The 26941-nt window shown below is 57.1% G+C and carries 27 protein-coding genes; 9 read left to right on the top strand and 18 right to left on the bottom strand.

Annotated features, from left to right (window positions below; all coding sequences use genetic code 11):
- The 5 genes from PbB2_RS06960 (at position 1) to PbB2_RS06940 (ending at position 4887) form a co-directional block, all read left to right on the top strand.
- Entirely contained in the window at positions 1-324 is a 324-nt protein-coding gene (locus PbB2_RS06960) for a hypothetical protein (RefSeq protein ID WP_108984582.1), read from the top strand.
- Between the two features lie 902 nt (positions 325-1226).
- The gene (locus PbB2_RS06955; protein WP_108984581.1) at positions 1227-2117 is read left to right on the top strand and encodes a crotonase/enoyl-CoA hydratase family protein; all 891 of its coding nucleotides are present in this window, start codon (positions 1227-1229) and stop codon (positions 2115-2117) included.
- Between the two features lie 83 nt (positions 2118-2200).
- The gene (locus tag PbB2_RS06950; RefSeq protein ID WP_108984580.1) at positions 2201-3424 is read left to right on the top strand and encodes a DUF2336 domain-containing protein; all 1224 of its coding nucleotides are present in this window, start codon (positions 2201-2203) and stop codon (positions 3422-3424) included.
- Between the two features lie 451 nt (positions 3425-3875).
- Positions 3876-4280 carry a Ros/MucR family transcriptional regulator gene (locus PbB2_RS06945; RefSeq protein WP_108984579.1) on the top strand — a complete coding sequence of 135 codons (405 nt, stop codon included), beginning with the start codon at positions 3876-3878 and terminating at the stop codon, positions 4278-4280.
- A 142-nt stretch (positions 4281-4422) separates the two neighbouring features.
- Positions 4423-4887, top strand: coding sequence for a PAS domain-containing protein (locus PbB2_RS06940; RefSeq protein ID WP_108984578.1), 465 nt, complete (start codon positions 4423-4425; stop codon positions 4885-4887).
- On the opposite strand, the gene PbB2_RS06935 is transcribed toward PbB2_RS06940, so the two are convergent.
- From PbB2_RS06935 to PbB2_RS06925, 3 genes are read right to left on the bottom strand one after another with little or no spacing between them, the layout of a single operon-like run.
- A complete protein-coding gene (locus tag PbB2_RS06935; RefSeq protein WP_238164899.1) occupies positions 4884-5528 on the bottom strand; it encodes a CDP-alcohol phosphatidyltransferase family protein in 645 nt (214 codons plus the stop codon). The genes PbB2_RS06940 and PbB2_RS06935 overlap by 4 nt on opposite strands.
- 2 nt (positions 5529-5530) lie before the next feature.
- Positions 5531-7504, bottom strand: a complete 1974-nt coding sequence (gene uvrC / locus PbB2_RS06930) for an excinuclease ABC subunit UvrC (RefSeq protein ID WP_108984576.1) — start codon at positions 7502-7504, stop codon at positions 5531-5533.
- Positions 7505-7556: 52 nt separating this feature from the next.
- Entirely contained in the window at positions 7557-8078 is a 522-nt protein-coding gene (locus PbB2_RS06925; protein ID WP_192576214.1) for a CreA family protein, read from the bottom strand.
- Positions 8079-8326: 248 nt separating this feature from the next.
- Between PbB2_RS06925 and PbB2_RS06920 the strand changes: the two genes are divergently transcribed.
- From PbB2_RS06920 to PbB2_RS06910, 3 genes are read left to right on the top strand one after another with little or no spacing between them, the layout of a single operon-like run.
- The gene (locus PbB2_RS06920) at positions 8327-10051 is read left to right on the top strand and encodes a class I adenylate-forming enzyme family protein (RefSeq protein ID WP_108984574.1); all 1725 of its coding nucleotides are present in this window, start codon (positions 8327-8329) and stop codon (positions 10049-10051) included.
- Entirely contained in the window at positions 10051-10443 is a 393-nt protein-coding gene (locus tag PbB2_RS06915) for a VOC family protein (RefSeq protein WP_108984573.1), read from the top strand. The genes PbB2_RS06920 and PbB2_RS06915 overlap by 1 nt, the downstream gene beginning before the upstream one ends.
- Positions 10444-10500: 57 nt before the next feature.
- Complete coding sequence (locus tag PbB2_RS06910) at positions 10501-11748, top strand: CCA tRNA nucleotidyltransferase (RefSeq protein ID WP_108984572.1); 1248 nt, start codon at positions 10501-10503, stop codon at positions 11746-11748.
- Positions 11749-11781: 33 nt separating this feature from the next.
- On the opposite strand, the gene PbB2_RS06905 is transcribed toward PbB2_RS06910, so the two are convergent.
- Together PbB2_RS06905 and PbB2_RS06900 are read right to left on the bottom strand one after the other, a co-directional pair.
- Positions 11782-13956 (bottom strand): TonB-dependent receptor, encoded by a 2175-nt coding sequence (locus PbB2_RS06905; protein WP_108984571.1) that lies wholly within the window; start codon positions 13954-13956, stop codon positions 11782-11784.
- Between the two features lie 290 nt (positions 13957-14246).
- Positions 14247-14831, bottom strand: coding sequence for a GNAT family N-acetyltransferase (locus PbB2_RS06900; RefSeq protein WP_108984570.1), 585 nt, complete (start codon positions 14829-14831; stop codon positions 14247-14249).
- A gap of 133 nt (positions 14832-14964) precedes the next feature.
- Between PbB2_RS06900 and PbB2_RS06895 the strand changes: the two genes are divergently transcribed.
- The gene (locus PbB2_RS06895; RefSeq protein ID WP_108984569.1) at positions 14965-16260 is read left to right on the top strand and encodes an acyl-CoA dehydrogenase family protein; all 1296 of its coding nucleotides are present in this window, start codon (positions 14965-14967) and stop codon (positions 16258-16260) included.
- 93 nt (positions 16261-16353) lie between these two features.
- On the opposite strand, the gene PbB2_RS06890 is transcribed toward PbB2_RS06895, so the two are convergent.
- From PbB2_RS06890 to PbB2_RS06830, 13 genes are all read right to left on the bottom strand, one after another.
- Entirely contained in the window at positions 16354-17178 is an 825-nt protein-coding gene (locus tag PbB2_RS06890) for a flagellin N-terminal helical domain-containing protein (RefSeq protein WP_108984568.1), read from the bottom strand.
- Between the two features lie 256 nt (positions 17179-17434).
- A complete protein-coding gene (locus tag PbB2_RS06885; RefSeq protein ID WP_108984567.1) occupies positions 17435-18259 on the bottom strand; it encodes a flagellin in 825 nt (274 codons plus the stop codon).
- A gap of 214 nt (positions 18260-18473) precedes the next feature.
- Positions 18474-18848, bottom strand: a complete 375-nt coding sequence (locus tag PbB2_RS06880; protein WP_108984566.1) for a hypothetical protein — start codon at positions 18846-18848, stop codon at positions 18474-18476.
- Between the two features lie 284 nt (positions 18849-19132).
- Positions 19133-19414, bottom strand: a complete 282-nt coding sequence (locus PbB2_RS06875; RefSeq protein ID WP_108984565.1) for a hypothetical protein — start codon at positions 19412-19414, stop codon at positions 19133-19135.
- Positions 19415-19472: 58 nt separating this feature from the next.
- Positions 19473-20024, bottom strand: a complete 552-nt coding sequence (locus PbB2_RS06870) for a DsbE family thiol:disulfide interchange protein (protein WP_108984564.1) — start codon at positions 20022-20024, stop codon at positions 19473-19475.
- Positions 20021-20212 (bottom strand): heme exporter protein CcmD, encoded by a 192-nt coding sequence (gene ccmD / locus PbB2_RS06865; RefSeq protein ID WP_108984563.1) that lies wholly within the window; start codon positions 20210-20212, stop codon positions 20021-20023. Before ccmD ends, PbB2_RS06870 begins: the two co-directional genes overlap by 4 nt.
- Positions 20209-20928, bottom strand: a complete 720-nt coding sequence (locus PbB2_RS06860; RefSeq protein WP_108984562.1) for a heme ABC transporter permease — start codon at positions 20926-20928, stop codon at positions 20209-20211. Before PbB2_RS06860 ends, ccmD begins: the two co-directional genes overlap by 4 nt.
- 45 nt (positions 20929-20973) lie before the next feature.
- Complete coding sequence (locus PbB2_RS06855; protein ID WP_108984561.1) at positions 20974-21981, bottom strand: hypothetical protein; 1008 nt, start codon at positions 21979-21981, stop codon at positions 20974-20976.
- A gap of 2 nt (positions 21982-21983) precedes the next feature.
- Positions 21984-23813, bottom strand: coding sequence for a Gldg family protein (locus tag PbB2_RS06850; RefSeq protein ID WP_108984560.1), 1830 nt, complete (start codon positions 23811-23813; stop codon positions 21984-21986).
- A complete protein-coding gene (locus PbB2_RS06845) occupies positions 23810-24538 on the bottom strand; it encodes an ABC transporter permease (protein WP_192576213.1) in 729 nt (242 codons plus the stop codon). The genes PbB2_RS06850 and PbB2_RS06845 overlap by 4 nt, the downstream gene beginning before the upstream one ends.
- 47 nt (positions 24539-24585) lie before the next feature.
- Complete coding sequence (locus PbB2_RS06840) at positions 24586-25311, bottom strand: ABC transporter ATP-binding protein (RefSeq protein ID WP_108984558.1); 726 nt, start codon at positions 25309-25311, stop codon at positions 24586-24588.
- 138 nt (positions 25312-25449) lie between these two features.
- Positions 25450-25836, bottom strand: coding sequence for a hypothetical protein (locus PbB2_RS06835; protein WP_108984557.1), 387 nt, complete (start codon positions 25834-25836; stop codon positions 25450-25452).
- Positions 25837-25887: 51 nt separating this feature from the next.
- Entirely contained in the window at positions 25888-26880 is a 993-nt protein-coding gene (locus PbB2_RS06830) for an adenosine kinase (RefSeq protein WP_108984556.1), read from the bottom strand.
- Between the last annotated feature and the right edge of the window lie 61 nt (positions 26881-26941).

Below are 26941 nucleotides of genomic sequence, written 5' to 3'. Positions count from 1 at the left end.
ATGGGGGAAGAGCCAGCAACGCCGCAGTCCACTCCAGTCGAGGCTAATCCGAGAGCGACGGACAAAAAGGCCCGTTTAACAGGCGGCATGTGGTTTGTGACTGTTTTCCTGGTTCTTTTGTTGCTGGCCAGTCTTGCTGGTCTGGCTGCCATCTTTCTGATTGGTCGGTTTCCGGTTATCTCCTTCCACGGCTGGGTTGCTATGGGTTTGGGGACGGTCCTGTCTTTAATCCTGGGCATCGGTTTGATGTGGCTAAGCTTTTATTCTGCCCGTCATGGGTTTGACGATCGTGCAGATCCCGGTCGGCGGTCGCAAAAATCCTGAAGCCATCCTGCAACCCCAAAGCAGCATTTGGGTGAATGAAGCGCTGCAGGTTTGGCCCTTCAAAGGACCCGGGACTAGATCGCACATGCACCACGAGGTCCCCGCTCTGCGCTGCGCTCCGGCGGGGAGGACACCGTTTAGAGTGGGTTTTTGTCTGGAAGCGCTTTGGTGCCCTTTCTGGCCACCAAACCGCAACCTCAATTGTTCTTGCGACACCTGGGTGGTCAAGTGCGCAGCTTTGCTGCGTCGCGGTGCGATCGGTTTTCGAAGAAAACCGACACTTGACGACCCAGATGTCGCCCTCAAACTCGACCATCCGTTTTGGTGAAACACTGCTTTCACCAAAACGGTTCCAAGTGGAAATGAACATCCACAACAGCGTGTCATCCTGGACGGCGCAGCCGATCCGGGACCTCATGACGCTCAAAACTCAAGGGGTCCCCGCTCTGCGCTGCACTTCGGCGGGGATGACACGTGGTTAGAAATATCAACTTATACAACAGCGTGTCATCCTGGACGGCGATAGCCGATCCGGGACCTCATTGCGCACATGCACCACGAGGTCCCCGCTCTGCGCTTCGCTCCGGCGGGGATGACACGTGGTTAGAAATATCAACTTATACAAAAGCTTGTCATCCCGGACGGCGATAGCCGATCCGGGACCTCATTGCGCACATGCACCACAAGGTCCCCGCTCTGCGCTTTGCTCCGGCGGGGATGACATCGTTTAGTTAAGTCGGCCAATAAAACACGCTGTCATCCTGGACGGCGATAGCCGATCCGGGATTAATTGTTGCGCATTTAGCTATCTGATTTAGGGTCTGCCCATCAGGATTTATGGCGTTCGATAAGGCCTGATAGGCAACCCCAAGGCCCAACATAAACAGATCAGGGAGAATGGCATGGCGAACACACACTCTTTCGAGACCCTTACATTGGAGGTCGCTGACCGGGTGGCGACGATCACCTTGAATCGACCCGAACGGCTTAATGCGTTCACCGGCCAAATGATGCTGGATATGGTGGCCGCCTTTGATGAGACCGATGCGCGCGATGATGTCGGTGCGGTCATCGTAACAGGTGCGGGCCGGGCATTTTGCGCGGGGGCTGATTTGTCGGAAGGGGCTAAGACGTTTGATTATGACAAGCGATCTGATCGGCCTGACAAGGCAGGGCTTGATGAGCTTGACCGCATCCGAGACAGCGGCGGTCGGCTAACCTTACGGATTTTTGAAAGTCTGAAGCCGGTGATTGGTGCGATCAATGGCCCGGCCGTGGGGATTGGTGCCACCATGCAACTGCCGATGGATATCCGTTTGGCATCCACAACCGCCCGCTTCGGATTTGTGTTCGCTCGGCGCGGTATTGTGCCGGAAGCATGCTCAAGTTGGTTTCTGCCTCGTCTGGTTGGGATCTCGCAGGCCTTGGACTGGTGTCTGTCAGGACGTGTATTCGAGGCCGATGAGGCGCAGAAGGCTGGTCTTGTGAAATCGGTGCATGCCCCAGAGGACCTTCTAGGAGCCGCCCAGGCCTTGGCGCGTGAGATCGTTGATAATTGTGCGCCTGTGTCGGTCGCTTTGACGCGCCAAATGTTGTGGCGCATGCTGGGTGCCGATCATCCAATGGAGGCCCACAAAATTGATAGCCGGGGCGTCTATGCTCGCGGCCAAACTGTGGATGCGCGCGAAGGTGTGATGAGCTTCCTTGAGAAGCGCGCCCCAGTCTATGCCAACAAAGTTTCCAGCGACATGCCAGACTTTTTCCCATGGTGGGAGGAAGTCACCTTCAAGTGATTAGAAGTACCTGTTGATCAGATGCGAATGTAAACGGGATTTTAAGGTTCGTTGGTCAGTTTAACTCCGGATGTGAGGACGCAATGGCCGACGGTACCCTCTTGGAATTCGGGATCGATAGCTTCGAATTCGAGGAAGGGGGGCAGACCAAAACGCGCGCGCAAGTGACACGTCGGCTGCAGGATGTTGTTGGTCTTCCCGGATCCCGCATTACCCCGCAAGAACGCCATATCGCTGCAGACCTTTTGATCGAAGTGTTGCGCGAGAGCGATCTGGGTACCCGCATACGCTGTGCAGAGCGCATGGCTTTATTGGTCGATGCGCCGTCCATTCTGTTGCGCTACCTCGCCAAGGATGAGTTGCAAGTCGCTATTCCCTTGCTGGAGGTCTGCGAGGGTTTCAATGACTCAGACCTGATTGCCACCGCGCTGGCTCCGTCCGCGACGACTGCGCATCGGGTCATGATCGCAAAGCGCAAGCAAGTGTCTGAAGCCGTCACGGACGTTTTGGTCAATCTGGGCGAGGTTGACGTGATTCAGGCGCTCCTGCGCAATGATGGCAGCACATTCGCTCATCCCGCCATCGAACAAGCCACCGCAATGTCCAAGCAGGAATCGTCGCTGGTCCCTTTGCTCGTGCGTCGCCCAGAGTTGCGGCCGTCTCAAGGCCTGACGATGTTTTGGTGGGCAGAATCTGAAGAACGTCGCCGCATTCTACAACGCTTTGCTGTGGAGCGGACGACCTTGCTTGAGGCCGCTCAAGATATTTTCGCAAAAGCCGCCAACGATGGCTGGCGTGATCCCTTGGTCCGCAAAACCTTGCAATTCATCGAGCGCCGCCAGCGCAACCGGGATGCGGCCAACCGGAGCCCCTATGGCAGTTTGGAAGGGGCTATTGAAGCTCTCGACCATCAATTGCCTTCTCGTGAGCTTTTTGTGGAAATTTCTTTCTTGGCCGGCATTAAGCCCATGTGTGGGGCGCAGATCCTATCTGACGGCGGGGGCGAATCAATTGCCGTTCTGTGCAAGGCAACAGGGCTTAAACGCAAACATTTTCGGCTTTTATGGAAAGGTTTGCGTCGCCCAATGTCCGATGACAGCGATTTATCGGATCCCTGGGGTCGCTCTGTGCTTGTTTTTGATACAATTTCTACCAACAAAGCGCAAACCGTACTGCGTTACTGGAATTGGGCGCTGACCTCTGCAATGTCGCCAACACTAGCTGCAAAGCTGGAAGAAGGCGATGAAGAATTGCTTTATTCGGTCGCTGCGAGATCTTCGAATCTAGTGTTCGGCGCTGGCTCCTGAGATTAAATCAGGTCAAGATACCCATTGGTACGGCCTTGGTTAATTTTCCCAAAATCAAATTGAAGTTAGACTTTTCATCCTCGACAGGCTGTTTTGAATGTGAACGAATTGTAATAACAGTTTGCTGCACGTAACCGAATAGTACTTTGAATATAGAATATTTATTTGATCAAATTGGTTTACCGTTTTTCAGCAATGAAAGTGTCATTGTCCTATCTGGACTATGTCATACTAGGTCAGTAGACAGTTTTTCCGTTCTGAGGGTGGTTTAAGTGCTTGCATTTACATCTTTGTGGTGAAACAAGTTGGCACGAGAATTCGTCTCCGCTTGGCGCGTCGCACCGAGTCAGAGTGATTGAATGGCGGGGTGAAACTTGCCCTTTCGCGATATCGCTCGACCGGGGTCAAGTAGGTGTTTGTCAAAATAAGGTCTCGTCCGAGGATGTCAGTAATGTCTGAAAACATGGAAGCCAGTTTGATCGAAATGACAGTAGATATCGTGGCGGCCTATGTCGCCGGGAACGAATTGCCGTCAGCTGAATTGCCGGGTCTGATTGCTACTGTCTTTGCGTCGCTCAAGAACACGCAAGAAGGTGCACCGGTTGTTGAGTCAAAAGAACTGGTGCCTGCCGTGCCAACCAAGAAGTCGGTGTTCCCTGATTACATCGTTTGCTTGGAAGACGGTAAGAAGTTCAAGTCTCTCAAGCGGCACTTGCGGTCTTCATATGACATGTCGCCAGATGAATATCGCGCCAAATGGGGTCTTCCCGCGGATTATCCTATGGTAGCCCCTAATTATGCTGCAGCGCGATCTGAATTGGCCAAGAAGATTGGTCTTGGGCGCGGTCGCCGCTGAGATTTTGCGGGATTGTTTCGGTAGCGAAACAAGTATTCGCAGCGAAAAGATGAAAATTTTCTCTTGCTATACATAAAGACTCTTGCGCGATTCGGTGCAAATCACTGATACTATCCTCAACAGGGGGTAAATATTGGTGTCAATGTTCCGGGCTCAACTGCTGCTGGAAGAGCAAAGGCGTCTTTTTGACGTTTGGGCGCATGCAGCTGCCGGGGCAGAAATGCCATCGCGCGAGAGTTTTCAGCCCAGGGCCTTTGGTCCGCTGCTCCCGTTTATTTCCTTGATTGAAACCCGCCATGCCGAAGCTCCGCGGGTACGTGTTGCGGGCAGCGCATTGCGAGACGTCTTTGGCGATGATCCACGCACATGCCTCATCCAGTCAGATTTACCAGGCTCGGGCGAAACGATCTTGCGTGTTGCCCGCGACCGAAAGCCTTCATGCGGGGTCGCGCCTGCCGAATCTGGTCTTCCGGGCCAAGCGGTGCGCTTTTGGCTTCGTTTGCCTCTGGGTTGTGCGCATGAGGTTGAGGCTGTGATCGGGCTTGATATTGCCTTGTCAGGTGCACGCGCACCCAATTGGGCGTTGCAACGGATGATGACCGCTTAAGCGCTTCCTGAAGCATCGCCGGATTTTGAATCGTGTGTCCTGCGTGCGGCGCGAACATAGGACCAGCCCGTCCAGATTGACATCAAGGCCCCCAATACCAAAATCGCAAATCCGGCTTGACCCAATCCTGTCATCCCCGATGCCAACCCAGCCAACAGCACACCCATGCCGCCCATGATCACCGCGGTCTTGGATTTGGCGGCAAAAGTCGGTGATAGGGTCACCCCACGCGCAGCTACTTTGGCACGTAGCCGGGTGACAAGGCTGTCGCGCACCGGGATTGCCAGCAGGAAGAAGACCCCAAACATCAAAGCCAGCGGGTCACCCAAGGCACCGGTTACCAGATCCTGCCCCGGATTATTTTGCGCCAGCCAGCCCAGCCACAGCGCAAAAAGCGTGATGCCGACCAGAATCTTGTCGCCCCACAGATCCAATTGCCCACCGAGCTCACTTTTCGCGTCGAGCTTGCGGGCAAGATAGCCATCCAGCCAATCGGTCAATGCCGATACAACAAACAGGCCAAACGCCCACCTCAGTTCTTGATTGGCCATACCATCAGACAATCCGCGCCAAATCAGATAGCCGATGAGGGGGGCCAGTGCGAGGCGGCTGATCGAGACTGCATTGGGAAGCCATTTCATCATCACGTCCTTTGGAAAAAGGCCTGGATACGGCCCGCCAATTCTTCATTCACGCCGGGCACTTCCATCAACTCACTCAGGCTGGCACGTGCCACACCACGGGCAGAACCAAACCGGGCGAGAATGGCCTTCTTGCGCATCGGCCCGACGCCAGCAATCTCATCAAGTGGGTTTTTGGCAATCGCGCTTGAGCGCTTCTGCCGATGCGCCCCGATGGCAAAGCGGTGGGCTTCATCTCGCAGCCGCTGAAGATAGTAAAGCACAGGGTCCTTGGGTTCGAGCCGGAAGGGCGCGCGACCGGGGACATGAAACACCTCCCGGCCGGCATCTCGGTCCACGCCCTTGGCAATCGAGATCAATGTGACGTCATCTTCAAGGCCCAGTTCACGGGCCACGTCTTGAACCACGGCCAATTGCTGTTCGCCGCCGTCAATCAAGACAAGATCAGGCCAGTTGGCTTCAGCACTGGCTTTGCGACGTCCGCCTGTGTCGATCAGATTGCCCTCCATATCCACACTGGGGGGCAGGTCTTCGGTCTCTGATTGCAAAAGGCGGGCAAAGCGACGGGTAAAGACTTCCCGCATCATGGCAAAATCATCGCCGCCCTTGGCATCCTTGATCGTCCATTTGCGATATTGGCTTTTCTCAAACCCATCGGGACCGGCCACAATCATCGCCCCCACGGCATGACTGCCCTGAATGTGGGAATTGTCGTAGACCTCAATCCGTTGGGGTGGACTGGCAAGCCCGAAAACATCGGCCACCCCGTCCAAAAGGCGCGTCTGCGTGCTGCTTTCGGCCAGTTTGCGGGCCAGCGCCTCGCGGGCATTGGCGGTGGCATGGGCGACGACCTCGCGCTTTTCGCCCCGTTGCGGACAGCGAATTTCCACCTTGGCATCCATCCGCAAGCTCAGCGCCTCTGCCAACAGGGCCTCGCCCGGCACGTCATGACTGGTCAGAATGAGCGCAGGTGCGGGCTTGTCATCATAGAATTGGGCTATGAAGGCATCGAGGATTTCAGCCTCGCTGGCGTCCTTTTCATGCTTGGGGAAATAGGCGCGATTGCCCCAGTTCTGGCCTGCCCGGAAGAAGAATACCTGAATACAGCTCATCGCCCCGTCCTGGGCTAAGCCAAACACATCTGCCTCTTCAAAACTCTGCGGATTGATACCTTGCACGGCACGGATGCTGGCCAGTGCCTTGATGCGGTCGCGCAGCCGGGCTGCCCGCTCAAAATCAAGCGCTTCGGCCGCCGTGTGCATGTCTTCTGCCAGCCGCCTTTGCAGATCGACCGATTTGCCACGCAAGAAAGCGGTGGCTTCATCCACCAGCTCGCCATAATCCGAAGAACTGATAAGCCCGACACAGGGCGCGGAACAGCGCTTGATCTGGTGCAGCATGCAGGGCCGAGACCGGCTGTCATAAACACTGTCAGTGCAAGAGCGCAGCAGAAACGCCTTTTGCAAGGTGGTCAGGCTGGCATTGACGGCCCAGGCGCTGGCAAATGGGCCGAAATAATCGACATTTTTGGCCCGCGCGCCGCGATGCTTGGCAATCTGGGGGGCCTCGTGATCGCGTCGGATGGCGATATAGGGAAAGGACTTGTCATCCCGCATCAAGATGTTGAAGCGCGGGCGCAGTCGCTTGATCAGATTGGCTTCTAGCAACAGCGCTTCGGTTTCCGTCGCGGTCACCACAAATTCCATCGCCCGGGTCAGGTCGATCATGCGGGCAATGCGGTTGGAATGGCCGATGCCGCGCGCATAGGATGTCACCCGGTTCTTAAGATTCTTGGCCTTGCCGACATAGAGAACCTCGCCCTCCGCCCCGATCATGCGATAGACGCCGGGCCTGCCAGGCAAGCGGCGCAAGTGATCACGAATGACCTCAACCCCTTCCAACACGCCTGTGCGTGGGGTTGCTTCACCTGGCAGGTCAGTAAGGTCGGGCAGGGGGGATGAATCGGCCTTGGACATGATTGTCTTCAGGTGCACCCGAGGCAGGCGTATGGCAAGGCCTGATACCGACTTATGGCTTGGGCTGGGGGCCCTGCGGGGCTGGAGCCTGATCACCCAGGCGGACGGGCACGACACTCATCCCTAGCTTGGCTGAGGCGGCGACCAATTCGCGGCTGTAGGAGACATAGACAATCGACTGATTGGGAACATCGACAATGCGGCGCACGGCAATCGTTTTGAAGAACAGACTGGCCCCTTTGGAAAACACCTCATCGCTTTTGGGCAATGTTGCCAAAGTCGTGGCGTCAATCGGGGCAGTCGCGTGGCAATCTATCGCGGTATTGGAGGGATTTTCAAACCAATTGCCCTTGCCCAAACGGTCGATCAGGCTGCGATCAAACGAGCCGAAATGGCAGATGACTTGGGGCAATTGCGGGTCACGCAGGGCGGTCACTTTGATTTCATTGCCGGTCAGATCATTGGCAAAGCCACCCACTTCATTTTCCTTGCTGCCACAGCCAGACAATACAAGCGGTAGTCCAAGCGCCACGGTGAGGCAAAGCCCGTGGGTTTTCTTGGCAAATCTTGGCATCGTCATCTCCTGCAGCATGATGGTAAGCCCATAGATGGCCCTGACCCTTTATGCTTTCAACCGGGGAACGGGCCAAGTCCTGCGGTCATAATACTGACCAATCCGCTAAGGTCTCCAAAGGGACAAGAGGCTGTAATCGATTGGCCTCGGGCAGGATTTGCGCTTGCGTTGGCGGTCATCTCGTTCAATACCAAAGATCAAACGCCCAATGAGGCAATAAAAATCCCTTCAGGGAGAGGAAACAACAAATGCCATTTCCAGCCATGTCGGTATCCCAAGCTCATGCCATTTTGACAGGTCCCGGCGGACCGCTCGAAATCGAGACCAAGACCATTCGCGGCCAAGAATTGCGGGTATATAAAGTTGGACCGCAGTCTCTGCGCGACATTTTTGAGATGGGCCGCGCCCATGGCGATCTTGATTTTCTGATCTATGGCGATGAGCGTATCAGCTACCGTGCCCATGCCAATGCCGCAGCCCGCTTGGCGCATGCGCTTAAGGATAATTACGGCGTCAAAAAGGGCGACCGCGTTGCGCTGGTCATGCGCAATTTGCCCGAATGGCCGGTGGTGTTTTGGGCCAGCGTGATCATTGGTGCCATGATTTGCCCGCTCAATGCGTGGTGGACGGCCGATGAACTTGAATATGGTTTGCGCGATTCCGGCTCGGTTGTTGCGATTGTCGATGTGGAGCGGGCTGACCGGATTGCTGAAAAACTGCCCAACATCCCCAATGTACGGGCGCTGATCGTAACTCGGGCGGGTGATGATCTGCCAGCAGGGGCTGTGGCACTCGAAGATGTGATCGGCGAGGCCAAATCATGGGCGGATCTGCCTGAGACTTCAGCCCCGGATGTGGCATTGGATCCAGAGGATCTGTGCACCCTATTCTACACATCCGGCACCACTGGGGCACCCAAAGGGGCCTATGGCACCCACCGCAATGTCATCACCAATCTGATGAACATGATGGTCAATACCGCCCGGCAATTCCTGCGCCGGGGCGAAACCCCGCCTGCTCCTGATCCAAGCTTGCCGAAAAAGGCGGTTCTGCTGGCCATCCCCTTCTTTCATGTGACAGGCTGTCATGCCGTTTTGGTGCCCTCGGTCGCCCAAGGGGCAAAGATTGTGATGATGCACCGCTGGGATGCGCTCAAGGGCATTGAATTGATCGAGAAGGAAAAGATCAACAGCTTTGGTGGCGTGCCGGCGATTGCCTGGCAGGTGATTGAACATCCCCGCCTGAAGGAGTTCGATACCTCAAGTGTGGAGAGCGTGTCCTATGGCGGGGCACCCAGCTCAGCCGAACTGGTGCGCAAAATCGTTGAAACCTTCCCGAAAGTCTCACCCGGTCAGGGCTATGGTCTGACCGAAACCTCCGCTGCCGTCACCAATATCGGCTCAGAGGATTATGAGCTGCGACCCTTGTCCTGCGGTCCGGCCCATCCCATCAATGATGTGCGCGTGGTCGGCCCAGATGGTCAGGATGTGCCAGTGGGCGAGGTGGGTGAGCTGTGGATCCGTGGTCCTAATGTCATTGTCGGCTATTGGAATAAGCCCGAAGCCACCGAAGCCGCCTTTGGCGGGGGCTGGTTCAAGTCGGGCGATCTGGTGCGCATGGATGAGGAAGGCTTTATCTTCATCGTGGATCGCGCCAAGGACATGATCATTCGTGGTGGCGAAAATGTCTATTGCTCGGAAATCGAGGATATTCTCTACAAACACCCCGACATTTCCGATGCGGCCATTATTGGGGTTCCCCATAAAGTCTTGGGTGAAGAAGTCGGGGCGGTGGTGACCGTGCCGCCCACCTCAAGCCTGACAGAAGAGGACGTCAAACGGTGGGTCGGGGCCTCTTTGGCGGCCTTTAAGGTGCCAGCCTATGTGCGTATCATGCATGAACCTTTGCTGCGCAACGCCAATGGCAAAATCCTCAAACGTGAGCTGAAGTCGTTGTTTGAGACTTCCGCTTAATGGCAGTTTCCGGCCGCATCCTGGGAATTGGCGGGGTCTTCATCAAGAGCCCAGCTCCCGATCGCCTGCGGGCTTGGTATCAAACTGTGCTGGGCGTTGAGATGGATGCGCATGGTGCGCTCTTTGCTCTGTCAGGGCAGGACGGCCATCAGGTTTTTAGCCCCTTCCCGACAGATACCGCCTATTTTGCCCCCTCGACGCGCGAGGTGATGATCAATTTTCGCGTCGATGATCTGCTTGCCATGATTGAGCGCATTGAGGCTGCCGGGGCAAAATTGGAAGGACCGCTGCAGGAAGAATCCTATGGCAAGTTTGCCTGGATTATCGATCCCGACGGCACCAAGATTGAACTCTGGCAAGAGACTGGCGATCTGACCAGCCCGTCTGCCTGATAAGGCCCGTGCAGGGACGGGGATGACACGCGCCGCTTTGCACCCTATCTGGCGTGCATGAGCGGTTTCAGCCTTGCCCAACACGCCCTGGTTCGCAACCCCGACGCCCAAAAAGTGCTGGGCGTCCTAAACGGGGTCGAGCCTGATTGTGCGCGCCTTGTCGGCGGTTGTGTGCGGGACGCGGTTCTGGGCCGGAGTGCCCATGATCTTGACATCGCCACCCAGCTGGAACCCGAAGCGGTGATGGCCGCTTTGCAGGCCGCTGGCATTGCCTTTGCCCCAACCGGTTTGGCCCATGGCACCGTCACAGCCATTCCTTCCGGCAAACCGGTTGAGGTTACCACGCTGCGTCGTGATCTATCCACCGATGGTCGCCACGCTGAAATCGCCTTTACCCGCGATTGGGCAGCCGATGCGGCCCGCCGCGACCTCACCATGAATGCGCTTTACTGTGATGCCGCGGGCCAGGTGCATGATCCAATGGGCACGGGTCTGGCTGATGCGCGGGCAGGGCGCGTGCGCTTTGTGGGCGATGCTGACAGCCGTGTGCAGGAAGATTATCTGCGCATTTTGCGGTTTTTCCGCTTCCACGCTTTCTATGGCAAAGGCCCACTTGATCCACAGGCTTTGGCCGCATGTGCCCGTCATCGTGACGGCATCACACGTTTGTCGGTTGAGCGCGTCTGGCACGAATTGAAGCGGCTCTTGGGGGCATCAAACCCCGGACCGGTCGTTGAGGCCATGGCCCAGACGGGGATCCTGCCTGTGGTATTGCCGGAGGCGCATGGGCTGTCTGTTTTCCGGCACTTGCTCGAAATCGACACCAGTCTGTTTTTAGAGCCGGACCCGCTGCAACGCCTGATGGGGCTGTTGCCACGCGATCCAACCGCCGTGGCAGGGCTTGCCAGTCGGCTCAAACTGTCAAAGGCCGAAGCTGATCGCCTATTGGCATGGGCAGGCGATGAGACGCGGATTGTGTCCTATTTGTCTGCACGTGAGGTGCGCCGCGCCCTCTATTGGTTGGGGGAACAACTCTATCTGGACCGGGTGCGACTGGCGTGGGCTGAGGATGCCGAGCCCCGCCGCACCAGTCAGTGGCGCGCCATGATCGCGCTGGCGAGCGGCTTTGTCGCCCCGCGCTTCCCCGTTAGTGGCGAGCAGGTTCTGGCCGCTGGCGCGCGACATGGCCCAGCGGTGGGCCAGATTCTGCGCGAGCTTGAGCGTTGGTGGGTCGATCAGGACTTCACCGAGGACGAGATGGGCTTGGTCGAGCGCCTCAAGGCCTTGGTGCAGGCCTTGGGCTGAAACTTGGCTCGGTCTTCGTGTTGGTGAGGGGTGTTAGAACTTCACCCCAACATCAATGCCCCATGTGCGCGGTGGTGCGGCATAGGTGGTGAATGAGCCTGCTGAGGCAGCCCGCCAATATTCCTGATCCGACAGATTCTGACCCCACAACGCAACGGAGATGCCATTGTCGAACTCATAGGCGATCCGCGCATTATAGAGTGGGTCAATCTTGGTCAAAGCATTAATCGGGCTATTGGCAACCAGGCTGTAGCTTTCATCCTCGAAGGACACATCGCCCATGACAATCAGCTTACCGGGGCCAAAGCCACGTGTATAATTGAAGCCGACAAAGCCCTTGTAGTCCGGCGCATTCTTGAGCTTGAGCGCGAGGGCACACGCAACCGTTGGCACACCCCCTGCGCACGGAACACCCGCATTGGTCAAGGCCGAGGCCTGAGGCGGCGTCACAGAGGTATATTTGGCATCAAGGAAGGCCAGATTGCCGGTAAGCGAGAACCGCTCTGTCAGTCGCCAGAACGCTTCGAATTCAAGACCCTGAATTTCGGTTTCGGCAACATTGAAGCGGGTAAAGCCAAGGCCTGGAACCGTCGCGCCAATCTGCAGCCCGTCATAGGTATTGAAGAAATAGGTCGCATTGAATTTGAGCGCCTTGTCGAACAATTGCAGCCGTGTCCCGGCTTCAATGGTGCGGACTTCTTCTTCATCAACGCGCAGGAAACAGGCCGTCGCGCTGAAGCAATCTGGCGACCAGCCGCCCGGCTTGAAGCCATTGGCATAGGAGCCATAGACCATCATCGTGTCGTTAATCTGATAATCCAGCCCGATATTATAGCTCGTATTATCAAAGTCTCGGCTGTCGGTGCGCTGGAAAGCTGGATTAGTGGCAAAGGCTGCACCAAGATTGGCCCCGGTGAAGTCCTTGGTTTCCTTGGTCACGCGGACACCCGCCGTGGCAGTTAAGCGATCCGTGGCCTTATACGTGCCATGGAGAAAGCCTGACAGGGACTCAGTCTTCACAGCCACTCGGAATGGGAAGACAAACGTGGTGTTGAGCACCACATCTTCCTCAAACAAATAGGCCCCCGCAACAAAATTCAGCGGGCCGTCAAAGTTCGACGACAGCGTTACTTCCTGACTGAACTGATCCTGATCGGTTTTCTGAAAATAGGGCGAGCCGATACGTGAGCCCAAATCGTCTTTCAGTGTCCGATAGCCGGTTAGGGATTGGAAGGAGAAGCTGCCGAGTTTACCATCCAGCGTCAGCGAACTGCCCTCGCTGGTGATTTTGCTGCGGTAATCAGAAAAGCAGCCTAGCGAGGTTGACGTCGCCCCGCACGTCACACCGGGCAGCGGCTCAATCGTGAAGATGTTGTTGTCGCGGTCATTGCCTGGCCGGGCGCTGTCGGGATTGGGATCGCTATTATCCTGTGTGGCATCATAAGCGAATAGGATTTTCCAATCCTCATTGAAATCATGGGCAAGGCTGAAGCGCCACGCGCCCATATCCTGTTCACCAACTTTGCGGGCAAAAGCGGCCCGATCGCCGTTTGGGTTCAGGGTGTGGAAACCTTCGCGCCCCTTGTAGATTACTGTCATCCGTGCCGCTGTTGACGGACCCAAGGGCAGATTTAAAGTCCCGCGCGCTTCGGTTCGATCATAATTGCCGATGCCAGCGCGCAACTCGCCACCCAATTCCTGATTGGGGCGCTTGGACACCAATTTAATCGCCCCGCCATTTGACGCGCGACCGTACAAAGTTCCCTGCGGTCCGCGCAGAACTTCGATGCGTTCCAGATCCACCACTGAGAAGAGCGAGCCGAGCTGACGGCCCATATAAATGCCGTCGACATAGATCGCCACAGCCGGGTCGACTGCGCCCCGCGATTCATCTTCACCAACGCCGCGCAGGAAGATGCGGGCGGAATTGGCCGTCCCCGTCCCAGTTGCGATCGAGATATTGGGCACTTGATATTGCAAGTCCAACACATTGCCGACCTGACGCTGTTCGATTTGCAAGCTGGATAAGGCCGAGACAGACGCCGGTACTTGCTGGATATCTTGAGCCCGACGTTGCGCCGTGACAATGACGACATCCGACGCCGGCTCATCGGCAGTCGTCGCCGTTCCTGATTGGGCCCAAGCATTCCCAGAGATCAGGGTCGTCAAAGTGGCGGCTGTTGCGAGCAAGATCTGTCTATTCTTCATCAAACCATCCCCTGTCTTCTGTCACAGTCACAACCAGGCTCATGCGCTGGTCTGGCGACTAACAATCTGCGCAATTTAAACGGCGCACGCCCAGAATTGAGAATGATATATCTTTTTTATATAGGCAAGCCGAAATCCGTAATGACTGTGGAAAACCGCGATGACCGGGCATGAATGCACCCCCAAGCATCAATCCATGCTCAAACCCCGGGCAACATCAGTCAACGGACGTTTTCGCTCGGGTGATCGCAATTGGGTTTGGTTTGGTGGCGAGGTCGCTTGGGGGCGACCTAATTGCCCAGTCGATTTAACCGCTCTTGCAGGCCCGCCTTTACCTCGTCCCACTCGCTGCGCAGGATCGAATACCAAGCCGTGTCGCGCCATTGTCCATCTGGCAACAAAATGTGGCGACGGAAAATACCTTCAAAACTGGCTCCAAGCTTCAGAATTGCGGCGCGCGAGCGGGCGTTGCGGGCATCGGTCTTCAACTCCACCCGTTCGGCACCACAGCCAAAGGCATTGTTGAGCAACATCAGCTTGCATGCCGGATTAACCTGGCTGCCCTGCGCATCCGCGATATACCACGTGCCGCCGATCTCCACCCCCCGGTGTTCGGGCCGGATCGCCAAATAGCACGTCTGCCCGACCACACGGCCTAAAGCATCGCGAACTGTGTGCAGCATCCAGCGTCCGGCATTTTGTTCTGCCATCATCCACGCAAAGTTCTGTGCCCATTTTTCGGGTGCCATGTCGCGGGGCCAATAGGTAAATAGCCCTGAGGCTGCCGCTGCCGCCCGCAGCTCCGCCTCATCCGCCGCGACGAGTGGGCTTAGGCGAACGCCATATTGCGTGGTGTTGACGGGTATCAGTTTCATGGCCTGCTGTTTTAGTCGCAGATTTATGCGCCGCAAGGTGCGCTCTTCTGATTGCCCTCAGCCAAGTGCAGGTTTAGGCTGAACCCAACACAGAACAATATCGGTCTGAACCGTATCTTACAGGGAGCGCGACATGATTTTCGAACATTCCGACGAAACCAAGCATTGGGTTGCCCGTGTCGAGGCCTTCATGGCCGAGCACATCATCCCGGCCATTCCTGTCTATCAGCAGCAGGATGCTGAGGGTGAGCGCTGGAAAGTCATTCCCGTCGTGGAAGAATTGAAGGCTAAGGCCAAGGCAGCCGGCTTGTGGAACATGTTTATGCCGCCCAGCCATGGCGCTGCCCATGTCGATGATACGTTTGAGTTTGATGGGCCTGGCCTGTCCAATGTCACCTATGCAGCGATTGCCGAGATCCTTGGCCGGGTTGGCTTTGCCTCTGAAGTCTTCAATTGCTCGGCTCCTGATACCGGCAATATGGAAGTGCTGATGCGCTATGGCACTTTGGCGCAGAAGGAAAAGTGGCTGCGGCCTTTGATGAATGGGGAGATTCGCTCGGCCTTTTTGATGACCGAGCCAGCAGTGGCTTCCTCTGATGCTACCAATATCCAGACGTCGATCGTTCGCGATGGCGATGAATATGTCATCAATGGCACCAAATGGTGGAGCTCTGGCGTGGGTGATCCACGCTGCAAAGTCGCCATTGTGATGGGCAAGACAGACCCAAGCTCAAAGACCTATACCCAGCAAAGCCAGATCTTGATGCCACTTGATGCCAAGGGCGTGACTTTGGTGCGGCCGCTGCATGTATTCGGCTATGATGATGCCCCGCACGGCCATTTCGAAGTGCGAATGGAGAATGTGCGGGTGCCGGTTGATAATCTGATCCTGCGCGAGGGGGCTGGCTTCGAGATTGCCCAAGGCCGCTTGGGGCCTGGCCGTATCCACCATTGCATGCGCACAATCGGGGTTGCCGAAGTCGCGCTTGAAAAAATGTGTAAGCGCCTGATGACGCGTGTGGCCTTCGGCAAAACTGTGGCTGAACATTCCATTTGGGAGCAGCGCATTGCCCGCGCACGCATTGATCTGGAAATGACCCGTCTGCTCTGCCTCAAGGCCGCCTATATGATGGATACAGTCGGCAATAAGGTTGCCCGTGCCGAGATCGCCATGATCAAAGTGCAAGCGCCAACCATGGCATTGCAAATCATTGATGATGCCATTCAAGCCCATGGCGGGGGTGGGGTCAGTCAGGACTTTGGTCTGGCTCAAGCCTATGCGCACCAGCGCACCTTGCGTTTGGCAGATGGTCCCGATGAAGTGCACAATCGCACCATTGCCCGCTTAGAGCTTGGCCGTCATGCCGGCTCTGCGATGAAGGAAAAGGCTGAAGCCGAAGCTGCGCTGCACGTGCCTGGCATACGCTGAAGTCGTCAGCATCACTTTTGTGATACGAAAAGGGCCCGGACGGCAACGTCCGGGCCTAGTCGTAGAATGGATTTTCGTTGTGTATCTCTTCTCTTATCGGAAGAGTGAAAGCGCGGATTGAGCTGAGGAGTTGGCAATCGACAACGCCTGAACGCCCAATTGTTGTTTGACTTGCAGCGACTGCAGCTTGGCACTCTCTTGGCTGAGATCGGCATCTCGGATGGCGCCGATTCCGACATTGAGGGCATCGGTTAGCTTGGCAATGAACTCACGGTGGACTTCCAGCCGCTTGGCACCTGCGCCCCACGTTGCCAATTGTGTACCCAGATTGGTGATTGAGGTATTCACCAATCCCAGCGCTGTTGCCGCATTGGCGGCAGTATCGGCGGCAGAGGTGGTGGCGACGGTAACCACTGACCCACCCAGAGATAGATTGACCCCGGCAATGGTAATTGTGTTGCCGCCGGCTGCATCGCCCAAGGAAATGGCCGAGGCAGGCGTAGCCCCCACCATATTGGCCCCATCGAAGGACGCATTGGCAATCACATTAGTGATTTGATCGCGTAATTGCGCGAAATCAGCCGCCAGCGCGGCTTGGGAGGCTGCGGACAGACCAGCTTGCGATGCCGCCAGCGCCTTGCCCTTCATTTCATTGAGGAGCTCCATGATGCCTTCACCGGCGGCGATTGCGGTGTCGAGGATCGCCCCGGCGCGCTCGTTTGACTCCCGCACGCGACCATAGGCCATCACATCTGAGGACATTTTGTTGGCAATGGTCCAAATGGCCCCATTGTCCTTTGCCGTGGCAACTTTCTTGCCGGTGGCGATTGCGTTTTGGGTTGCTTGCAGATCCCGGCTTGTGCTGGCCAAATTCTGAACGGCCGCCATTGCCCCGATATTGGTATTTATGCTGATCATTTTGATCCCTTTGCGTTTTGCATATTGGGTGTTGTTTTAACACCATGTCGTTGTGACAGATGCGATGTTACCGATGAGTTATGAATCCTTTGTTACTGGCGGTAACAAAAATCATGACTCGGTTTTTGAAGAATTTTTGTATTCTGGCGGATGGATTTGCCCCGCCGATTGGCGTGATCCGACAAGACCCGGATTGCCGCCGGCCATCCGGGTCTGCCGAGTGGTGTCTGCACCGCTCCGCGCAGATCGTTCAGACCTATCGGAACAGGCCTAAGGCCGTCTGGGTCGTTGAATTGGCAATCGACAAGGCCTGAATGCCCAACTGCCGCTTGACCTGCAGTGATTGCAACCGCGCACTCTCCACCGACAGGTCCGCGTCAACCAGCGATCCGATGCCGGTATTGAGGGCATCTTGCAATTTGCCGACAAAGTTCTTGTGGACTTCAAGTCGCTTGGCACCGGCCCCCCAGGTCGCCAATTGCGTGCCCAATGCGGTAATTGATGCATTGACTGCGGATAGTGCCGCGGTGGCATTGGTGGTTGTGTCCAGCGCAGAGCTTGCAGTTACCGATACAATTGAGCCGCCCAGCGACAGATTGGCACCAGCGATCGTGATGGAATTACCCCCGGAGGAGTCGCCCAAAGCAATGGCATTGTCAGGTGAACTATCGACCAGATTGGTGCCATCAAAGCTGGCATTGGCGATCACAGTTGTAATCTGGTCGCGCAATTGGGCAAAGTCTGCGGCCAACGCGGATTGAGACGCTGCCGATAATCCGGTTTGGGTGGCCGCCAAAGCTTTTGCCTTCATCTCATTGAGCAATTCCATGATGCCTTCGCCGGCAGCGATCCCGGTGTCGAGGATTGCATTGGCGCGGTCATTCGACTCTCGGACCCGATTATAGGATTCCACGTCGTTCGACATTTTATTGGCAATCACCCAGACGGCTCCATTGTCTCGGACATTGGCGATCTTCTTGCCCGTCGAGATTGCAGATTGAGTCTGTTGTAGATCTGCACTGGACCGATTGAGGTTTTGGATAGCGGCCATCACGGCGGTATTGGTGTTGACACTGATCATTGTGATCTCCTTGCATTTGGCAATTGGTTTGACTTTGAGTCACGCGTTGCTTGTGTGCGGGCGTTTGCGCCCGGCACGGGAAGACTTCGCTCAGACCTTGGGTACAAATCACACGTCGCGCGGTACGCACGTCCCTGTCACGCCGAGCTTGGCCCAGCATGCTGGTAGGTTCGAAGGTACACATACAAAGAGTGTGGTGAGGCTGGCTCCGCGATTAGCGGAACAATGCCAGCGCTATCTGGGAGGCGCGATGGCTGATCCCGTAGGGTTGGGTCTCCAGTTGCTGACGGACCTGGAGGGCATGCAGGCGGGCGGCTTCCGTGGACAAATCCAAACCCGCAATATCTGCTTCATGGGCCTTCATGATGGCTTCAACGCGTCCCAGAAATTCCAGGTGGTGAGGTTGAAGCGTGAGTTGAGAGCGCACGTCGGGCAGGGTGGCTTGATCGGCGGACTGCTTGGCTGGTCCCGTCGATCCCGTGTCGCGAGCGCGCAGGCCTTCGGGCACTTTGGCCGTCGGGTCACTCCGGGCTGCGACCTGCAACTGTAAGGCCTGAACCGGCCCCACGTCAGCGTTGATGGCAATCATGGCTGATCCTTCATCAAACGGTTTGACGTCATTTTTGACGCCTTGGTCACGATGACCGATGGCGACATTACCGATGGGTTACCAATATTTCGTCAGTTCAGTCCGACGAAATTGAGACAAGTTCGACATTGTTTTGAATAGAATTTGATCGAAATTTTCAGAATTTCTTGAGAAAGTCAGCTGCGTGCCACGACAGCGACAATGCCCCCTGTGGGTTCTGGTTTGGGTGGAATGGACCAGACACAGCCGAGGCTGAGCAGTTTAAGGTTTTCACACCCTGTGCTCTAGACCCGAATGTCGAGTACCCGACCTGGTCTTGCCAAAGCTGCAGGGGTCGCAGGTTCGCCCCCTTGTGCTGGTGCTGACGGTCCAGATCGGCTGTCAACAACCCGCTCTTGCACCTGGCCTTGTTGACTTGCGCGCGGCTGCGGGACCGAACCACGTTGAGCCGTGGCAGTCAGCAAGGCTGCAAACGCTTTGCGCGCTTCAGATTGTTCAGCTGCGGGCCGCACAGCGCCAGCAGATGGCGAAACCGGCTGATTGAAGAAAGGAGAATCGACTTTCATATCGTGTGGCTAGGATGCTTTGCGTTAACGAAACACAAACGCCCGGCATCGGTTTTGATCAAGGCGCGGTATTCCGGGCCGCCAGATTGGCCAGATCGCGGGCAATTTTAGGCGTGATCTCGCCTTGGTGCCGGGTCAGCACAATGCCTTTGGCACTGATGACATAGGTTTCTGGCACCCCACCTAAGCCTAATTGTACCCCTGCAGCACCCTGCCGATCTATGCCCACTTGTGCATAAGGGTCCCCCAATTCATCCAGATAGGCTTGGGTTTTAGCTGGGTCATCGCGGTAGGCCATACCGACCACTACAAAGCGCTTATCCTTGGCCATTTGGAACAAGAGGGGATGTTCAACCCGACAGGGCGCACACCAAGAAGCAAAGACATTCAGGATGACCGCTCTGCCTTGATATTGGCTCAAATCCAACGTGCCACCGGACATGTCTGGCAATTGGATTTGTGGCACGGGCTTGCCAATGAGGGCACTGGCGTGGCGATCCACCCTTTGGCCAAACATGGCCCAGGCAAATAGGCCAGCAAGGGCGATAAAGACGCTCAATGGCAAAAAAGCCCACAGACGGCGGCTTTGGGGTTGGGCCGCCTCGCTCATGGTGTCGGACTTTCAGCCTTTTCAGACCGCAAAGCCGCCAGACGGGCCTTTTGGTAGCGGCCATGTATGATCACACGTACAATCAGGCCGATGATAACTGCCACGCTTAAACCCCAAGCCCCAAACACAAAGGGGGCATAGCCACCCATGGCGAGGAAATCTGATAAAGAGGCGAATTGAGGCGTCATGCTGCCTGCCGTGCCAAAATAGCATCTGCTGACCGCTTCCAAATCTCTGCCCGCATCGCGGCGAGGGTCAGGGCTGCAAAGATCAATAAATAGGCGACACCCATAACCAGAAGCGGGTGCAGCATGCTGGGGTCAAGGCTCGGCCCACCTTCGCGAATGATCGAAGCCTTCTGATGCAGCGTATTCCACCATTCCACCGAGAAGCGGATAATGGGAATATTGATCGTGCCGACCAGACAGAGGATGGCCGCGGCTTTGGAGGCTTTGCTGGTTTCTTCCAGCGCACTGCGAAGCGCCATATAGCCCAGATAGAGAAAGAATAGCACCAGTACCGAGGTCAGTCGCCCATCCCACTCCCACCAAGTGCCCCAAGTTGGGCGGCCCCAGATCGACCCAGTGGCCAGACAGAGTGCGGTGAAGGCTGCTCCAATCGGTGCCATCACTTTGGCGGCAATGTCACCCAAGGCATGGCCCCAGACCAGGTAAGACAGGCTGCCTATCGCCATGCCGGTATAAGCCCCGACCGCGATCCAGGCAGACGGCACATGGATGAACATGATGCGGGCAGTCTCGCCTTGCTGATAGTCAGCAGGCGCATACCAGAGCGACCACACCACCCCAATGGCGGTTGCAACAACAGCCAGAAGGCTGGTCACAGGCAGAAGCCAGGCACTCAGTCCCAAAAATCGTTGCGGATTGGCAAAGCCGGAAATCATGTCTGCTCAGTTAGAACGCATGAGGCCTTTGGTCCAGACTTTGGCTCAATCAGACGCAGCAGGTGTCGCCCCGGCAGACAGGATCAACGCAGTCGGCGTCTCCAAAAGGCTCGCCTGCGCAGAGGTCAGAGCAAAGGCCCAACCTTGTGTCTTGGCCTGCAAGCTGCGGGCCTCCTGATCGGTCGCAGCTTGGCGCGGGTCGACACGAAACACCGCCCATAACTGGCCTTGAGCCACATAGGCCTCCAGCGTGATCATAAGACCGGACTTCAGTTGCGTTTGATGACGCAACCGCGCCGGACCGCTCAGACGGCGGGCGGCCATCACATCCACAGGCGCAAACCGCGCCATGAGCAGTGCCACATCGGTTGCCGCTGGGCTCGCCTTGCCCCCAACCGGTGCAAAACCGCCATCCGGGCGGCGAACAATGTCTAGCGCAGGCTGATCCAGCCTGGTCAGGCTGGCTGTGGCGATGCGCTCTGGGGCAATCTCGAAACCATCGAGTGCCAGCCATGTCTGCGGCGTCCCAAGATCTGGCCATGTCGGTCCACTGACTTGATAAAGCTGCGGGTCTGCACCGATCTGAGCTAACATCAAGCCACCGCGCTGGGCGAGGGTGAGATCAACCAATACCCCATCAGATCGCCGCAGGATGAGTTGTATGCCGTCCCCGCCCAAAGCTGGGGCCAAAGGCGGGGTCTGGGCCTCTGCGGGCATGGTCAGTGCGCGGCGGTAGCGAAGCGCCTTTAACGATGTGATTAATTGGGCAAGTGGTGCCTCATTGATCGGAAAGGAATCGCGACTGGCTGCGACCCAACCTGTGTTGGTTTTGCGCATCACCAATCCCCCGCCGCGCCAGATGATCTCGATTTGCGACAGCGAGGTGAGTTCATGACCTAAACGGGGAAAAAGCGGTCCAGATTTGTCTAGTCGGCCCCGTGGGTTGGTGCGCACCCACCCAACAACCCCTGCCGTGGCCGCAGCCAGACAGGTGAGGCCAGTTAGCCCAAGCAAGAGGCGTCGCCGCGCGATGTCGCCGGGCGTCATCATCATGCTCACGACCAAACCAGCTTGCGACGGGGCCGTCGGCGCAGGTGCACAATAAGCCCGACCAGCAGGACCACAAATGGCACAAGTGCGGCACAGATGCCGATCAATTGGTTCTTCAGGCCTGCCACATCTTGCCGCACCCCTTCTTGGACCGCCCGCAGGCGGGCCCGAGTTGCGAGCACCTCTTGGCGTGCTTGATCAATCTCACGGGTGCCGAGACTCTGCGAGAGCGCATCACGGGCAGCGGCGCGGGCTTCAATATCGGCCAAGCGGGCTTCTGCCAGAGCAAGTCGACTTTCCAATACCTGCTGTTCTTCCAGAATGCGGGTTTGGGCGGCTTGGCGCAGCTTTTCCACCACCACCAGCGGACGGGGCGTTGGGCTGCGCGCACGGATCGACAAGAGCCGGGTCTGGCCCGTCAAAACATCGAGGCAATTTTGAATGAGGCGTGCATTATCGGCTGCCTCACCATCTGGGCCAAGGTAGAGGCTGTCGGCCAGAAGGTCGACATCCCCGAAGACGATTATCTCACCGGGCTTGACGCTGACCTTGGTGAAACCCGATGTCGGGTTTGCAGGATTGCCCGATGGGAAGGCGGTGGTCCATTGGCCAGTGATGCGCGCGGCAATCATCTCGGCCTGTCGGGCCGACTGCCAATCCAGTTCAACATCTTGGGGTGACAAACCACTCAAGGCCCGGGTGGCGTCAAGCCGCGTCGTATCCTGTGAGGTCGTCAATAAGGCGGTGATCTGTGCCTTGCCTTGGCCCAGCGCCAAAATCTGTCCGGGCGTGGCAATATGGATGCCACGGGGCAGCCCGGCGGTCACAGCATCTTGCTGATTGAGGCCGCTCGGGGGGATTTGAAAGATGAGTGGTTGGGGTGCAATCGCCTTCCGACCTGAAATCTGGGTCTCAACCGGCAAGGCATAGGCCCGATCGGCGATGACATCGCCTTGGACTGCAAAGCCCCATGCCGAAATCAGCGGTCCAAGTGCCTCGGTTGCCGAGCGCGGACCGCCGCCGCCATCCTGGGCAACCATAGACGCTGGATCGAGAAACAACAGGACCCGCCCCCCCGCCAGAACATATTGATCGATGGCAAATTGCTGCTCGGGCGTGAGTGGGTTTGGCTGAGCGATGATTAAAACATCTGTGCGCTCAGGAATGGCGCGAAAATCCGGTGCCAGCGCGGTCAGGTCTGCGGTATCCATCCAGCTTGCCACCATGCGCGCAACCGGGCGGGTTTGACCGGTAATCGGATCGGTTCGGACCAACCAAGGTAAGCCCGTGATCAGGCTGATGCGGGTCCGTTGGGGCCTTTCCAATTGGTTGATCGCACGGCTCAGGTCATATTCGAGATTACCAGCAGCGGCTGGATCAAGGATTGGCAGAACCAAATTTCGGCCGGCAACATTTTTCAGCACAAGACCCAGATAAGCCGGGGGATCATCCGGCAGTGGACCAGGAATGGGTGTCAATCCTGCTTTCAGGGCCGCATCTTCGACAGGCGAAAAAGCAGCCGGATCTCGTTCATGGACTTCCAACAGGCCACCGCTGGCGGCGGCATAAAGCTGCAACATGTCGCGTACCCGTTCACCATGGGCGCGCATGATTGGATCGTCTGCGAGGGCTTGGCGTGACAGATAAAGCTCTGCCTCCATGGGTTGCTTCAGGTCCCGTAAGATGGCGCGGGTCTCAGCCGAGATGGAGAATAATTTGTCTTGGCTTGTGTCAATCCGCCAATCCGATAGGCCCAGTCGCGCGATGGTGTGTACGCACACAAACAGCAAGACCAGTAAGCCGGCTGCCAGTGGCACAAACAAGCCGCGCTTCATCGCCCGCCTCCACGCCTGTTATCCACCCAAAGACCAGCCAGCGCGAGGCCCAGCCCGCTGACACCTAAAAGATGGATAAGGCTGTCGACGTCGATAACCCCGCGCTCAAAGCCAGCATAAGCGTCCAGAAGTGAGATGGAGGTGATTGCCGCAGTGGCTGACGTGCCGAGAATGGGCATCAGCGTGCTGGCGATCAGAGGCAGACCCGCAGCGGTCATGATGAAAGTCACCCCAAGGGCAGTTATGAAACTCATCACCTGACTTCTGCATGCAGCCGATGCAGCCATGCCAATTGCGAGGCCCGCACCGGCCAATAGGAATGAACCCAGATACGCAGTTAGCGTTGCCTGATGGTCGACCGGCCCAAGCAATGAGACGCCAATCCAGAGTGGCGTCGTCAAGATCAGCATGAGGGCAACCAACGTCCAAGCAGCCAGAAACTTACCCAGCACCAGTGCTGGCACCGAAACAGGCAGGCTGAGGAGGGTTTCAATCGTTCCAGTCCTGCTTTCCTCGCTCCAAGCCCGCATCGAAAGAGCAGGCATCAGGACAACAAAGAGCCAAGGGTGAAACTGGAAAAAGGCGGCAAGGTCTGCGCGTCCGGCCTCAAACAAGCCGCCCACTTGGAAAGCGAGCAGGACGGACACGGCCACAAAACTCGCAGCAAATAGATAAGCCAACAAGCCGCGGGCATCTTGCACCAGTTCGCGGCGATAAATCGCCATCAGACCCGCTCCAAACCCTTTTGGCCACACCGATCGCCACGACCCTGTCATGGGGTGACCTCCGATTGGGTCAATTGGTAAAAGATCGTCTCAAGATCGCCTTGGGGATTGCGTGCCGCGAACACTTCCGGGCTCTCATCCGCCCGCACCCGGCCATCGGCAATCATGATCAGGCGGCTACATAGGGCTGCAGCCTCTTCCAATTGATGGGTCGAGATCACAATGATGCGTCCGGGGCGCAGCGCTGAAATGAGGTCGCGCGTGACCCGCTTTTGAATCGGATCAAGCCCGTCACTGGGTTCATCAAGGATGAGGACGGCTGGGTCATGAACAAGCGCGCCCGCCAAAGCCACCCGCCGGGCTAATCCTTTTGACAAGCTGTCAATCCGGACGTCAAGAATGTCGGCAATCGTGGTGCGCGCTGCTGCCTGCTCGATCAAATTGACCCAGTCTCGCCGGGGAATGCCCCTGACGCCGAGCAGAAAACGCAAATAATCGCGCGGGTTCATATCGCCATACAAGGGGGCATGTTCTGGCAGGTAGCCCATCAAAGCCTGCGCCTGAAGTCGGTTGGTGCTGACATCATGTCCCATGAGACTGACCCGGCCTGCATCAGGTTCCAAAGTCCCTGCGATCATGCGCAAAGTGGTTGTTTTGCCGGCACCGTTTGGCCCGATAAAGCCGACAACTTCGCCGGGGGCGATTGCAAAGCTGATCGCCGCCACACCCCGGCCCCCGGCATAGGTTTTGGTCAGGCCTTCAAGCGTCAGCATGCTGCGGTGTGATCCTTTGGCCTATGGACGGCAATATAGCTCTTATCGGGCAAGCATGATTGGCCTTTTAGGCGCAGTGTGGGGACTTTTGAACCAAAAAAGCAGAATCCGGCCAAGGGGCACGCAGCCATCGGATGTTTAAGGCCGGGGGGGTGGCGGGGGCGGCGAGGCCGATGGGCGGCGCGATTGCGGCTTGATCTCAACCCAGACAGACGGACTCGATTGATCGCTTTCGGGGCCAGCCGGGGCCGTCCGAACACCCCCGCCCACAGGCTCAATCCGATCCAGATAAGCACCCTTGGGGGCCATGGCATCGCGGGAGCGGGTCACTCGGACTTTGCGCGGCTTTTCGCGGGGAACGTCAACCCGGACTTGGGGTGCGACCACGCCATCGCTGCGATAGGTCGTGCGGGTCTGGGAATCAGTCTGGGCATCAGTCTGGGCACCCGTCTGGGACTGGGCGTGCGCCAAGGTGCCCAGTCCAAACAGCAAGGATGTCCCAATCAAGGCCAAGCGCGTCTTCATCGGCGATTTTCCGCAAGAAATGGGCCAGATGTCAGGCTGGCCGCTTTCAGCTTAAAGGCCGCGGGCTGCAGCCAGTTCTGCCAGATTGGCATGGGGACGCGCGCCATAATGGGAGATAATCTCACCTGCTGCCAATGATCCCAAGCGCCCGCAGGCCTCCAATTCCCGCCCAGTGGCGAGGCCAAACAACACACCCGCCGCATAGAGGTCGCCAGCACCGGTCGTATCGACCACGGCGGCCACCGGGTCAGCTGCCACGCGCACCACCTCATCGCCGCGTGCCAGCACGGAGCCTTTTTCCGAGCGCGTCAGCGCCACCAGATCACAATCAGCGCGGGCAGCTTCCAGGGCGGTCTCAAAGTCCGGCGCATCATAAAGGGCGATGATCTCGGCCTCATTGGCGAACAATATGTCGATGTGGTGGGCCACCAGGTGCCGGAAGGCGGCCTTGTGCCGGTCCACACAGAATAGATCCGACAAGGTCAATGCCACCTTATTGCCCGCATTATGGGCGATCTCTGAAGCTTTGACAAAGGCGGCCTTGGCCTCCTCGGCATCAAACAAATAGCCTTCCAGGAAGACGATTTGAGCCGATGACAATTTCGCGGGGTCGAGGTCCTCCGATTTCAGAAGCGGAGAGCACCCCAAAAACGTGCTCATTGAGCGCTGACCATCGGGTGTCACATTGATCAGGCAACGCGCGGTTGATGGGCCCCCGACATGGGCCGGTGTGTCATAGGCCACACCCCCGGCATTCAGATCATGGCGAAACACCTGACCCAAGCTGTCATCAGCCACTTTGCCGATATAGGCACCTTTGCCCCCGAGCGAGGCAATACCGGCCAGTGTATTGGCTGCCGAGCCACCTGAACTCTCCTGACCTGGAGCCATGGACGCATACAGGCGCTCAACCGCAGGTTCATCGAAAATCAGCGTCATGGCACCTTTGGCAATCTGATGTTCGGCCAAGAAGGCGTCGCTTGCCGGGGCAATCACATCCACAATGGCATTCCCCACGCCACACACGTCAAATTGCATCGTCATGTTTCTTCCAGGCTCCGTGCCAATAGCAGTTTCAAGCGGGCCTGCTCTAGACGTTTGCAGA

The organism is Candidatus Phycosocius bacilliformis, assembly GCF_003112735.1.
In the GTDB taxonomy this organism is placed as follows: Bacteria; Pseudomonadota; Alphaproteobacteria; order Caulobacterales; family Aquidulcibacteraceae; genus Aquidulcibacter; species Aquidulcibacter bacilliformis.
The sequence above is the reverse complement of the archived record's forward strand: the minus strand, read 5'-3'. Positions and strand labels throughout refer to the sequence as shown.